This is a genomic window from Paenibacillus konkukensis, from assembly GCF_023523925.1.
Classification (GTDB): domain Bacteria; phylum Bacillota; class Bacilli; order Paenibacillales; family NBRC-103111; genus Paenibacillus_S; species Paenibacillus_S doosanensis.
This window is the reverse complement of sequence record NZ_CP027059.1, coordinates 3,055,246-3,068,265: the sequence shown is the minus strand read 5'-3', so window position 1 is coordinate 3,068,265 and position 13,020 is coordinate 3,055,246. Positions and strand designations below refer to the sequence as shown.

Here is a 13,020-nt window from a genome sequence, read left to right as displayed (position 1 = left end):
TGTCGGTCAAGCGTCTTCATCCCCTTCCGCTTCGGATAATGACTTGCCTTCCTCCAAATAGTTGTACAGCGTATATTTGGAAATATTCAAATAGCTGCAAATTTTTTCGCCGCCTTTTTTGATCAGAAACGCCCCTTTGCGGTCCAACAGCTGAATCATCTTCATCTTGTCTTCCTTGGCCATTACGGCGACCGGCTTGCCGACCTGCTCCTGGGCTTCCTGAATCAAGGCGTCGAGCAGATCGCTGACGTTGCTGACGAACGATTCTTTGACCTCCGGCTGCAGGCCCGTGCTGGTTAAGGAATGCAGCGTCTTCTCCGCTACCATCAGCTCGGTGATGTCGAAATTGATGCACAGTGCGCCGATGGTTTTACCTTCGTTATTTTTCATGTAAATGGAGGTAGAACGTAAAATACGGCCGTCCTTGGTTTGCGTGACGTAATTGAATTTATTGCCGTCGACATGGTTGCCCCGCAGCAGCTCCAGACCGAGGTTGGTGCCCGGATCGCCGATTTTTCTTCCTGTAATGTGGCCGTTCTCGATGGCGGTAATCGTGCTCTCGTACGATCCGGTCAGATCGTGCAGCACCACCTCGCAGTTGTCGCCGAACTGGGCGGCGATGCCTTTGACCAGACTGTTTAGAAGCTCGGATTCGTCGCGGATGTGCTCCATGGGATTGCTTATCCTCCTCTCGCTATAGCTTCGAAATCTTCTTGAAACCGATAGTATCATAACGGATTGAAATGTCAAACAAAAAGTTTGTTCGAAAGAAAAAAAGTATGTTAGTATAATATTGTTACCGCTTGCAAAATGAACGGACGCACGGGGTTATGGACGATTGCGACCGGTAACAATTCACGGTTGATGGGGGAACCTGCTATGAAGCGGTGGTTCGGTAAGTCGTTGAAACGCAAGCTGTCTTTGTTTTTGTTGTTCGCCATTTTGCTGCCGCTCCTGTTAACCGGAGGAATCTCGTACAAAATCGCCTCCTCGATTACCGAGGATAAAGCGAAGCAGTCGGGGATGAATACGCTTAGGCAAATCGCGGGCAAACTGGAATTTATTATTCAGGACGTGGAGACGATGTCCTTGTTCATTATCGGGCAGCGGGATATTCAGGCTTACTTGGACGATGACAAGGAAGACGTGCTCCGCTTCATGACTAACGTAGGATTTTTGACGAATCTGGCTTTTTCCAAAAAGTATATATCGAACATTACGATTACGAACGATAGCGGCAGACCGCCGTTGTCGAATACGACGGTGCTTCGCTCCGGCCTTCCGGATGTGCTGAAGCAAAATGAAGAGACGTACCGCAGCAGCGTAAAATGGTGGTCGCCGCTCTACGAGAATCAGACGACCGACGGTCTGAAGAAGGTATTCTCTCTCGTGCGCCCGGTGCGCAGCTACAACAATTTCAAGCCGCTCGGAACGATCTCGATCAGCGTCGACGAGGAAGAAATCGCCCGTTACTTGGCGGAAGCGGGTTGGGAGGAGAGCGGGTTCGTCCTGCTGCTGGATTCCCGGGACGAGATTCTGTCCTCCGGCCAGCCGCAGTGGCTGAATCGTCCGGTAGCGGATATTTTTCCCGATATCGGGTCGATGGAAGGGGACAGCGGAATTCTCAATTACGGCGGCAAGGAACAGAAGACGATTTTGTATTACACGATTCCCGGTCTCGGCTGGAAGCTGGTCGGTTTCATTCCGACGCAAATTTATACGAAGCAGAACGGCTACGTCCTGATGGTCACCGCTTCGGCGGTAGGGCTCGGCTTGATTTTGGCCGCAGGACTGGCGCTGTACTTCCTGCAATGGGTGACGAGGCCGCTGACCCGTCTGACGCAAAACATGAAGGACATCAATCCGGATGAGCCGATTCCTCATTTCGAGGTGCGGAGCACGGATGAAGTAGGGCTGCTGCTGCGCAGCTACAATAAGCTGAGCGACCGAATCCAGCGCTTGAAGGAGCAGGTGCAGAAGAACGAGGCGATGAAGAAGGAAGCGGACATTCAGGCGCTGCAGGCGCAGATCAATCCGCATTTTCTGTACAATACGCTGTCTTCGATCCATTGGATCGCGCTGATGAACAAGGACCGCCAGATCGCCGAGATGGTCGGGGCGCTCAGCGATTTTCTCAGATTCAGCCTGAACAAAGGCGAGGAGTTTTGCCCCGTTCAGCAGGAGGTGGCCCATGCGCAAAATTACGCTTATATTCAATCGATTCGTTTTCCCGAGCAGTTCCACATTGAATTTTATATCGATCCGGCGATGCTGCCGATTCCGATGCTCAAGCTGCTGCTTCAGCCGTTAATCGAGAACAGCGTCATTCACGGCATTCAGAAAAAGCAGAGCAAAGGCTATGTCTACGTTCACGGAGAGCTGTCCGGCGCGGCGCGCATGAAGTTTATCGTCGAGGACACGGGGATCGGAATCGATCCGGGGAAGCTGCGGGAAGTGCGGCGCAACCTGACCATGGAGGAAGCGCGAACGCCGGCGGTTCAGCCGAGAGGCGGCTACGGACTGCGCAACGTGCATCAGAGGCTGCTGCTCCATTACGGGCCCGAAGCAGGGCTAACGATCGAGAGCGAGCCGGGGAAAGGCACGATTATTTCATTCACCATACCGATAGCGGGGGAACCGATATGAGGATATTGATTGTAGACGACGAAGTGATCATTCGGACCGGACTGTGCACGGTGATCGACTGGAAGGAGCTCGGGCTGGAGCTGCTGCCTCCGGCTTCGTCCGCAGAGGAGGCGCTCGCCCGTATTCCGGCGGAGAAGCCCCATATTTTGCTTACCGATATCCGGATGTCGGGGAAAGACGGGATCGAGCTGGCGCGCGAAGTGAAGAAGCTGCTGCCGGATACGGAAATTGTCATTTTAACCGGCTATGACGATTTCGCTTATGCGCAGCAGGCGCTGCGGGAGGGCGTGACCGATTATTTGCTTAAGACGAGCCGTCCGGAGGAAATTATTAAGGCGGCGATGAAGGCGAAGCAGCGCATTCTGGAGAAATGGGAGGCGCTCAAGCAGGAAAATTTCCAGACGGCGGCGCTTCGCAATCAGCTGCTGGAGCGGCTCGTTACACAGGGTTTGGGACAAGAGCCGTCTTCGGTTCAGGAGCAGCTGAAGCTGTGGTTCGCCCAAAACGGCGTACAGCCGGACGCTGCGGCTATGTCCCCGATGTCGGTCCTGATGGTCTCCGCTTCGGGTTGGGGGGATGAGCCGCTCGCCAGGCTGCTGCTCGGCGCCGCGGAGAATATGCTGTTCGAGCTGCTGCCCGCCGTTACGCTGCTGAAGCATGACCGGCTGCTGCTCGTCGTACGCGGCCCCGAAGGCATGAGCGATGACGGGGCGCTGAAGCAGGCGCTGCAGCGGGTGGAGCAGACGCTCAAGTGCGCGGTCTTCGCCGCGCTCGGCCGTGCGGTGGACAGCTACGACGGCTTGAAGCTGTCCTGCGGCGAGGCGGAGTATGTTTTCTCCTTTCGGGGGCTGGTCGCTGCCCGCGGGTTGTTCGCGATGGACGACGTCAAGGACCGTCAAGGCGGAAGAACGGTTTGCTCGCAAAAGGAGGAGGCGGAGCTGTCCGCCATTCTGATGAGCAATCATCCGCCGGAGCTGCGTCACTGGGTCAATCAGAAGGTGCGCGCCCGGATGGAGGAGCCTTCGGCTACGGCCGCGTCGGTGCAGGCATATTTGCAGTCTATCGTCTGGTCCGGGCACCGGTGGCTGGACCGGGTTAGAGAAGGCGCGGCTGACGCGGGCATCGCCGGGAATGCGAAGCTTCGGGAGCAGACGGCTCCGGGAGAAGCGCATACGATGACGTTCGAGCTGGCCGACCAGCCGGAGGAGGAAGTGTTCCGCCAGTTGAACTCGATTATGTCGTCGTTTCACGATGCGATGGCGGATAACAGGTTCCCATATATTCAAAAATCGATCGCATATATTCAAGCGAATCTCGATCAGCATTTATCGCTTCAGCAGGTGGCGAAATTCGTCCATTTGAACCCGAATCATTTCAGCGAGGTGTTCAAGCGGGAAACCGGCCTTAACTATATCGAGTTCGTGACGCAGGAGCGGATGCGGCGGGCCGCCGACATTTTGCAGGGCACGCAGGCCAAGATCAGCGAAGTCGCCGGCCTCGTCGGCTACGAGGATATCAAATATTTCAGCCAGCAGTTTAAAAAGCATACCGGGCAGACGCCTTCGGAATTTCGCCAATCGTCGAAAGACTGAAAAAATTCCCCCCCTGGCGCCGAAGTCTCTCCCTTTTTGCAGCCTGCGGCTGTCCTCTATACTTGAACATGTGAAGAGATAACGAGGAGGGTGCAGCGATTGAAAAAGATAACGACCATTGCGCTGACTGCGGTAATGACGACGGCTTTGCTGGCCGGTTGCGGTTCCAGCGGCGGCACGGACGGCAAGGCGGCGGGAGACGGCGGCAATAACGACAAAGCCGGACAAAAGGTAAAGCTTTCTCTGTGGCATAACTATACGGGGGACGATCTTCGTGCCAAAAATATGCGGGCGATCATGGAGCAGTTCCAAAAGGATCATCCGAATGTCGACCTTGATATTCAAGGGATTCCGCCCGACGGCTATAAAGCCCGTTTGAAAACGGTTGCCGCAGCCAACGAAATGCCCGATCTGTTCGTCATGTGGCCTGGCGCCATGACCAAGGAATTCGTCGGGGGCGACCTGCTGCAGCCGATCAACGGCTTGCTGGACAGCAAACCGGATTGGAAGAACGGCTTTCTCCCGAACTCGTTTGACGATTTCACGATCGACGGCAAAACGTACAGCGCCCCTATGGGACTGTCGCCGACCTCGATTTTGTACTATAACAAATCGATCTTCGATAAATACGGCGTAAAGCCGCCGAAAACATGGGATGAGCTGATGAGCCTCGTCGACACGTTCAAAAAGAATAACATCACCCCGATCGCGCTCGGCAATAAGGCGGCCTGGCTGGCTCAATCGAGCATTTTAAGCTCTTTGGCGGATCGCGTCACCGGCTCGGAATGGTTCTTGAACGCAGCGAACCAGAAGGGCGCGAAATTCACCGATCCTGAATTTATCCAGGCGCTGACTTATCTGCAGCAGCTCGGTAAAGCGGGCGCCTTCCAGGAAGGCTTCAACAGTATCGACAATACGCAAATGGAGCAAATGTTCGCGCAGGGCAAAGCGGCGATGATGATCGACGGCGGCTGGGCGCTGACGAATCTTGCGGCCAGCGCGTCCAAGGAAGCCTTGGACAATATGGGCGTCACGGTGCTCCCATCCGTACCCGGCGGCAAGGGCGATCCGAACTCGCTGTCCGGCGTCGTCGGCACGGGCCTCGGCATGAGCAAGAAAACGGGCGGAGCGGCCAAAGACGCCGCGTATGAATTGATCTACGCGTTGTCCGGCCCGGCGGCGCAAAAGGCTACGCTTGAAAGCAACCAACTCGTCAGCTACAAAGTCGAGCTGGACAAAACGAAGGTGTCTTCTCTGTTCGCGCAAGTGCATGAAATGCTCGGGAAGGTGAAGCGGACGCCTGTATACGACGGCGTGCTCAGCTCCGCGGCGAGCGATGTCGTGAATAACGGACTGCAGGAGCTGCTTATGGGCGGCAAACCGGACGATATCGCGAAGAAAATTCAGGATGCGCAGGCGAAATCGCTCGGAATCAAGTAAAAAAGCATAGCGGTACGGCGGTTCCAGTCTTGTGACAGAGACTGGAATTGCTTTTTAACCCTGTCCGTTCTATTTGTTAAGATAAAGCGTTGAAGTGATAAAGCGAACCTTGCTCATGTTGAAAGAATGCTCTGCCTAAGGCAAAGCTTTTAAGTCCAGCGGTATGATGTCAAGTCCCCGAATCGGTGGAATTGGAAATTTTCTTGGCTGTAACAGCTGGGAGTGCCGAAAAAAGGACAGCTCAAACTAAACCCAGCGAAAAATCGAGATAATATCCAGATTTTAACTGGGAATTATGCCAGGGACTTTAGCAAAGGAGGCGTTAATCCTTCGCAGGCGTCACCTTCTTCCGTGGCGTATAGAGTTGGCCGTTGCGTAGCAGCACATCGACCAGACGCACAAGCTTTCTTGCGGTTAAGACGAGGGCGCGTTTATGTTGGTGCTTGGGCACTTCCTTGTATTTCTTCCGGTAGTACTCGCCGAATTCTTCATCGCGGTTCTTTACCGAGTTGGCAGCTTCAACGAGGTAATAGCGAAGGAATCGGTTGCCGGATTTAATCCGTTTGGTGTCTTCGGCTTCAAAGGCGCCAGACTGGCTCTTGCGCCAGGTGAGGCCAGCATACTTGGCGACAGCGGCTTGGTCGCTAAAGCGCTCGATGTCACCGATCTCGGCAAGGATGCCAGCGGCATAGACGCGATCAATGCCGGGAACAGAACGCAGGCACAGGGAGCCAGGGATCGTCTCGAGAATTTGCTCAATCGCCTTGTCCAAATCCTTGAGCTGAGCCTGGATGCTCCGGATTGCTTGAATGGATGTACCCAGCACAAGATCAATGGAATCCTCGACGACTTTGGACAGCCGGTAAGAGGCTCTGGCCGCTTTCTGAATGCAGCGCGCGACGTTCTCGGGATCCGGGAAGCGATTGCGCCCCTTGTCCCGCAAGTAGTCGGCCAGATCGCCGACATCCATCGTCGCGATGTCGTCCAGACTGTACTTTTCGGAGAGCATCTCAAGGATGGCATGGCCGAACACCGAGCTCTCGACTTCGGTCGTGAAGGCATTGCACTTGTAGAACAGGTTTTGCAAGAAGTACTGTTTCTCGCGCGTCAGGTTATGGATCAAGTGAAACCGCATGCGCGTTAAACGCTGGAGCGCAACATACTGCTCCTGCATGACAATGGTGGTTGTCAGCCGCCCGAAGCGCAGACGGTCCGCAATCACCCAGGCATCAAGCCGGTCGGTTTTATTCAGGTCGGGATAGGTTTCCCGGAACTTGCTGACCAACTTTGGATTCATGGTAAAGACCTTGGTATGGCGCTCCTGGAGTGTAGGGTCACTATGCAGGTACATGGCGGGATGCCAGCTGTAGACCGAGGTCGATTCAAGCCCAATGTGAATCTCGGAGACCGCGTGCTTGTCCGCTAGGGCAACGATGCGATCTCGCAGATGAGCAGCCCCCTCCAGATTGTTTTTCACTGTGAGGGTCTCGAGCTTATCCCCGTCTGTGTTCATGAAACACGTTTCCAGTTCTTTCGAACTGACGTCAATACCGACAAAAAGCGTCAAATGGAATTTCCTCCTTTCGATGAGGGATGCAGGGAATAGACTCTCCGGGATGCCTCCGGCGCACGCGCAGATCAATCACCCTCGCCTATAAGAACACGCTTCGGTCCATGAGCTGCCCTGGCTTGCTAGGCCAGGCATGGGGTGCCGAAGGGAACGGCCAGCGGGTCAGAAGCTCAGACGCGTACCGGAGAAACAGACTTAGAAATGTAGACGTGCTACAGGAGGAGAAAGAATTTCCCCGATAGATCCCTATGATCTATTGTCCAGAGGCATGCGGGAAAGTCCAGTCCCTTTTGCAATTTTCAAGGTGCGATTTACTGGAAATCGAAAAGTTTGCGGCCAGTTCCCATGGGAACTGGAAATCGGCTTAAAACTTGGTTCTAGAAATACTATACGAGGAGGGAACATCATGACAACGACGGCACGCATACGGGGCTTCATCACCGTAGCTCTGCTTCCGGCTTTTCTGCTGTACGCCTTTTTTGTCATCATACCGGTATTTTGGTCGGCATACTATGGTTTCTTCGATTGGAAGGGGATCGGCGCGGCAACTTTCATCGGATTCGATAACTATGCGGAGGTCGTGAAAGACCCGATATTCTGGAAATCGTTCAAAAACAACATGCTCATCGTCGCCGCCTCGGTATTCGGACAGGTGCCTATCGCCCTGATACTCGCCGTGCTGCTGATGAAAAGCACGCTGTTTCAAAGAATTATCCGCGCCTCGGTCTTTATGCCGATGGTTCTTTCGTCGGTCGTGGTCGGGATTATCTGGGGCTATATTTATCATCCGCAAATCGGGATTTTGAACTTTTTACTCGATAACATGGGGCTGGCTTCCTGGAAAAAAGCGTGGCTCTCCGATCCGAAAATTTCGATGTATGCGCTGATGGTGCCGATTATCTGGAATTATATCGGGCCTTACATGATTATGTTTATCGCGGCGCTGCAAAACATTTCCCCGGAAATCGACGACGCTTCGCAGATCGACGGCGTCGGACCGGTGCGCAAGCTGTTTGTCATCACCTTGCCGATGATCTGGGATACGATCAAGGTTGCCGTCGTGCTGTGCATTTCCGGCAGCTTGAAGGCGTTCGACCTCATCTACGTTATGACCGGCGGAGGCCCCGCCCATTCTACAGAGCTGCTCGCTTCGTACATGTACAACAACACGTTCAACGTATTCCGCTACGGCTACGGCAGCGCGGTGTCGACGGCAATTATTATTTTGAGCATGCTCCTTATTGCGGGCAGCCAATATTTAATGAAGCGCGAAGTTCGCTAACGACTAGGGGGGAATCCGATGGAACAGGCTTACCAAATAAAGACGACCGCCTTCCCTCAGGGAAAAAAGAGCGCGGCATGGACGCGGGGTCTGATCAACGCGCTGCTTGCGCTTTATGCTTTGGGCACGCTCTATCCGCTCATCTGGCTGTTTATGAGCGCATTCAAGTCCAACGAGGAGTTTTATTCGCAGCCCTTTGCGCTGCCTGCCGAGTGGCATTGGGATAATTTCGGCCGGGCTTGGAAAGTGTCGGCGATGGGCGTCTCGCTCGTCAATTCGACGATCGTGACGGTCGTATCGTTGGCGCTGACGCTCATTCTCGGCGCTTTGGCCGCCTATGCGCTGGCCCGGTTCGAGTTCAAGCTGAAGCCGATGATGATGGGTTTGTTTTTGCTTGGCATGCTAATTCCGATTCATAGCACGCTGGTGCCGCTGTTCATTATTATGAAAAAAGTCGGCCTGCTGGACACGTACGGAGCGCTCATCCTGCCTTATACGGCGTTCGAGCTGCCGCTGGCGATTTTCGTCGCCGCCGCCTACTTAACCTCGGTGCCGAAGGAAATCGAGGAAGCGGCGCTGATGGACGGAACGGGATATTGGGGCATCTTCGTCCGGATCATGCTGCCGCTCAGCATTCCGGCTCTGTCTACGGTCGCGATTCTGGCTTTTCTCCGCTTCTGGAACGACTTTGCCTTCGCATTGGTTTTCATCAGCAAGCCTGCGCTCAAGACGCTGCCGCTCAGTCTCTCCGTCTTCGCCACCGGCTATGCGACCGATTATAAGCTGACGATGGCCGCCTTGTCCATCGCGGTGCTGCCGACGATTATCGTCTTCCTGCTGTTTCAGGAGCAAATTATGAAGGGGATGACGGCGGGGGCGGTAAAAGGGTAAAATGGAATCAGCAGGAAAACTGAGATTGCAATCTCAAAAATCGAGGAGGATGAAAGATGGCATTGACCAATCGCATCGGCGTGATCGTCGACAGCTTCGGCATAGGAGTGCGGGAAGGCTTGAAAAAAGCCAAGGAGGTCGGCGCCGACGGGGTGCAGATTTACGCGGTGAGCGGGGAGATGGACCCGGCCGCGCTGACGCCTTCGGCCCGCAAGGAGCTGAAAGCGTTTATCGCCTCGCTGGGCCTGGACATTTCCGCGCTGTGCGGAGACTTGGGCGGGCACGGCTTCCAGGACAAAACCGCCAACGCGGCCAAAGTCGAGAAGTCGAAGCGGATTCTCGATCTGGCGCTGGATCTGGGCACGAGCATCGTCACGACGCATATCGGCATCGTGCCGGAGGACGAGAACGGCGAAGTGTATCACAGCATGCAGGCGGCCTGTGAGGAGCTCGGGCAGTATGCCAAAAGCCTGAACGCCTACTTCGCGATCGAAACCGGGCCGGAGCCCGCCGCGCATCTGAAGCGGTTCCTTGATACGCTTAGCACGAACGGCGTCTCGGTCAACTTCGATCCGGCCAACATGGTGATGGTGACGGGCGACGACCCGGTGCAGGGCGTCCGCCTGCTGAAGGACTACATCGTCCATACGCATGTGAAGGACGGCATTCGTTACCGCGAGGTCGATCCGCGGGAAGTGTACGGCGCGCTCGGCTTCGAGCCGATGGATCACGGGAAAATCGCGCAGATGGTATCCTCCGGCGAAATTTTCAAGGAGGTGCCGCTCGGCGAAGGCAAGGTGCCGTTCGACGCGTATTTCGCCGCGCTGCAGGAGATCGGCTACCAAGGCTATTTGACGATCGAACGCGAGGTCGGCGACCGGCCGGAGGAGGATATCCGCAAGGCGGTCGAATTCATCCGGAGATACAAGTAAGGAAAAGTTGCGAACGACTCCATGAAATTCCCATATTTCACCGCTGCTTGTTCAATGGTAAACTAATAGATAGCTATGGCGAATCATCCTATATCTATTAGCAGGAGGCTGTTATGTCCAAAATTTTGATGACCTACCCGGAAGGGAAGTTCAAAGCGCTGACGATGAGCTACGACGACGGGAGAGCCGCCGACCGCAGGCTGGTGCGCATATTTAACGATCACGGGATCAAAGGGACGTTTCACTTGAACTCCGGTCTGATGGGAACCGGCGACCGGATTGGACAAGAGGAAGCGGCCGAGCTGTACCGGGGGCACGAAATATCCGCGCATACCGTGACGCATCCGACGATCGTCAGATCGCCGCGGGAGCAGCTGCTTGAAGAGATTGTCGAAGACCGGAAGGCGCTGGAGAAAGTCGCCGGTTATACGGTTCGCGGCATGTCTTATCCTAACGGCTCGTTCAACCGTCAAATCAAGGAGATGCTGCCGCACCTCGGCATTGAATATTCCAGAGTGGTTGAAGCTACCGGAGGCTTCGGTTTGCCGGACGATTGGATGGAGTGGAAGGCGACCTGCCATCACAAGCGGAATTTAATGGAATTGGCCGAAAGCTTCACGCAATTACATAAACAGCAGTACTTGTACTTAATGTATGTTTGGGGACACAGCTATGAGTTCGACACCGACAATAACTGGGATTTGATCGAAGGCTTCTGCGAGTTTATCGGGAAACGGGACGATATTTGGTATGCGACCAATATCGAAATCGTCGATTATTTCAAGGCGTTCCGCCGGCTGCAATTTGCCGCTTCCAGCGAATTCGTATACAATCCGTCGGCGCAGTCCGTTTGGATCAGCGTGGACGGCACCGTCGTTGAGATTGGCGGAGGCAAGCAGGTTGAATTGAAGTAGAGGCGGGTACAATAAGGTATATTTGGAAACCGGACAGGAGAGGAAGCTATGGAAACGGGTAAAATGATAGCATATTTCGGCTCTTACGCCGGCAAACAAGCACCGGGCATTCATGTTTATGCCTGGGACGAGCAAGAAGGGACGCTGTCGGCGGTCGATGCGATTCCGGGGCTGATCAACCCGACGTTTATGGCTGTAAGCCAGCGGCAGGGGCTGCTGTACTCGTATACGCAGGCGGATGAAGGCCAGGACAGCGGAGCGGTGCTTACGTTCCGCATCGATCCGGCAACGGGCACGCTGGCCCCGGCCGGACAAGCGCTGTCGCTGGACAAATCGGCGACGCATATTAACCTGGATCACGCGGAGCAGTTTGCGCTTACCGTCAGTTATTCGGAAGGGACCGTCAATCTGTTCCCTGTGCAGGGCAACGGCGAGGTCGGCCAGCTTGCCGACAAGGCGCGTCATGAGGGCTCCAGCGTTGTAGCGAAGCGCCAGGACAGCGCGCATCCGCATTCGGTTTATACCGATCCGTCCGACCGGTTCGTCATCGTACCGGATCTGGGGATGGACAAGATCGTGGTATACCGGCTGGACCGCGAACAGGGCAAGCTGCATCCGCATGACGAGGTTGCGATGGAGCCGGGCTCGGGCCCGCGCCATTTCGCCTTTCATCCGAACGGCAGACACGCCTATGTCATCAACGAGCTGAGCTCTACAGTGACCGCGTTCGTCTACGACGGGGACGCGGGCAAGCTGCAGCCGGTGCAGACGATTTCCACGCTGCCGGATGATTTCGCGGGCGAGAGCATTTGCGCGGAAGTTCAGATTTCGCCCTGCGGCTCGTACCTGTACGGCTCGAACCGCGGACATGACAGCCTCGCGGTGTTCGCTGTCGATCCGGAGAGCGGCGTCTTAAGCGCTGTGCAGACGATCTCGACCGGCGGCGCGCATCCGCGGCATTTCAGCTTGACGCCAAGCGGCGGCTACTTGCTTGCAGCCAACAAGGACTCCGATTCGGTCGTCGTCTTCAAGGTCGATCGCGATAGCGGCCGCTTGACGCCGAACGGACAGTCCATTTCGCTTCCGCAGCCGACCTGCGTACGTTTTTACCGGCTGCCGTAAGAGTCTGTCCGATGAACCGCGCAGAAGGTAAATATAATCAAAATGACAGCGGTCATGCAGCGTTAGCGGCAAAATAGGATATGCACAAAAGTAACTCCGTCGGACAGACTCCTTAAAAGCGCGGTGAGCAAGGGGCCGGAGAGTCGATAGAGAGTTGGAACGCCTCGCTTTTCGAGACTGGAAAAACGGCCCTCTCCATACGGAGCAGGGCCGTTTACTTTTACAAGCGCTAACGGACATAGAGGATGCTTAAGCTGTCGCAATCCGCCGATTTCAAATGCTGGCGGTCATCGCAGCGCTTATTGGGACTAATTGTCCATTAGAAATCCGATAAGCCGATTTTGGCAAAAATAGCGGCTGCGGTGTCCGTTTGGGATGGCTGCCGATTTTCCATTTTGGTTTGGTCGTCGCGGCTCTTTGTTTATTGCGGCGGTATCTCATTCGGCGAAGACGGCAAAGCTTCCTCCGCAAGTTCCACGGCGTTCGCCGAGCGGCGGACGGGTTCCACGATATACGTGCTGCCGAACGGCGTGACGGTCCACTCGTGCCGATCCTCGGCGGATTGAAACAACTTCTCCAGCAATTGATCGATATCCATAGTCATCTCCTGACGGTTTGAACGCGCGGAACG

Annotated in this window: 11 protein-coding genes; 8 read left to right on the top strand and 3 right to left on the bottom strand. The window is 55.1% G+C overall.

The window, feature by feature from the left end; genetic code table 11:
- Nucleotides 1-6 precede the first annotated feature (6 nt).
- Complete coding sequence (locus SK3146_RS13100) at nt 7-672, bottom strand: helix-turn-helix transcriptional regulator (RefSeq protein ID WP_249865457.1); 666 nt, start codon at nt 670-672, stop codon at nt 7-9.
- Between the two features lie 207 nt (nt 673-879).
- On the opposite strand from SK3146_RS13100, the gene SK3146_RS13095 reads away from it, so the two are divergent.
- The 3 genes from SK3146_RS13095 (at nt 880) to SK3146_RS13085 (ending at nt 5,678) form a co-directional block, all read left to right on the top strand.
- Nucleotides 880-2,646, top strand: coding sequence for a cache domain-containing sensor histidine kinase (locus SK3146_RS13095; RefSeq protein WP_249865456.1), 1,767 nt, complete (start codon nt 880-882; stop codon nt 2,644-2,646).
- Nucleotides 2,643-4,238, top strand: a complete 1,596-nt coding sequence (locus SK3146_RS13090) for a response regulator transcription factor (RefSeq protein WP_249865455.1) — start codon at nt 2,643-2,645, stop codon at nt 4,236-4,238. Before SK3146_RS13095 ends, SK3146_RS13090 begins: the two co-directional genes overlap by 4 nt.
- 135 nt (nt 4,239-4,373) lie before the next feature.
- A complete protein-coding gene (locus SK3146_RS13085; RefSeq protein ID WP_249866284.1) occupies nt 4,374-5,678 on the top strand; it encodes an extracellular solute-binding protein in 1,305 nt (434 codons plus the stop codon).
- Between the two features lie 322 nt (nt 5,679-6,000).
- Here SK3146_RS13085 and SK3146_RS13080 read toward each other — a convergent pair whose 3' ends face one another.
- The gene (locus SK3146_RS13080) at nt 6,001-7,245 is read right to left on the bottom strand and encodes an IS110 family RNA-guided transposase (RefSeq protein ID WP_249860219.1); all 1,245 of its coding nucleotides are present in this window, start codon (nt 7,243-7,245) and stop codon (nt 6,001-6,003) included.
- Nucleotides 7,246-7,654: 409 nt separating this feature from the next.
- On the opposite strand from SK3146_RS13080, the gene SK3146_RS13075 reads away from it, so the two are divergent.
- The 5 genes from SK3146_RS13075 to SK3146_RS13055 all read left to right on the top strand — a co-directional run bounded on the left by SK3146_RS13075 (nt 7,655) and on the right by SK3146_RS13055 (nt 12,389).
- Nucleotides 7,655-8,530 (top strand): carbohydrate ABC transporter permease, encoded by an 876-nt coding sequence (locus tag SK3146_RS13075; RefSeq protein WP_249865454.1) that lies wholly within the window; start codon nt 7,655-7,657, stop codon nt 8,528-8,530.
- A gap of 18 nt (nt 8,531-8,548) precedes the next feature.
- Nucleotides 8,549-9,421 (top strand): carbohydrate ABC transporter permease, encoded by an 873-nt coding sequence (locus SK3146_RS13070; protein ID WP_249865453.1) that lies wholly within the window; start codon nt 8,549-8,551, stop codon nt 9,419-9,421.
- A 56-nt stretch (nt 9,422-9,477) separates the two neighbouring features.
- Nucleotides 9,478-10,353, top strand: coding sequence for a sugar phosphate isomerase/epimerase family protein (locus SK3146_RS13065; RefSeq protein WP_249865452.1), 876 nt, complete (start codon nt 9,478-9,480; stop codon nt 10,351-10,353).
- A gap of 113 nt (nt 10,354-10,466) precedes the next feature.
- A complete protein-coding gene (locus tag SK3146_RS13060) occupies nt 10,467-11,267 on the top strand; it encodes a polysaccharide deacetylase family protein (RefSeq protein ID WP_249865451.1) in 801 nt (266 codons plus the stop codon).
- Nucleotides 11,268-11,315: 48 nt separating this feature from the next.
- Nucleotides 11,316-12,389, top strand: a complete 1,074-nt coding sequence (locus SK3146_RS13055; RefSeq protein WP_249865450.1) for a lactonase family protein — start codon at nt 11,316-11,318, stop codon at nt 12,387-12,389.
- A gap of 421 nt (nt 12,390-12,810) precedes the next feature.
- Here the strand turns inward: SK3146_RS13055 and SK3146_RS13050 are convergent, their stop codons facing one another.
- Nucleotides 12,811-12,987 carry a hypothetical protein gene (locus SK3146_RS13050; protein WP_249865449.1) on the bottom strand — a complete coding sequence of 59 codons (177 nt, stop codon included), beginning with the start codon at nt 12,985-12,987 and terminating at the stop codon, nt 12,811-12,813.
- Nucleotides 12,988-13,020 lie beyond the last annotated feature (33 nt).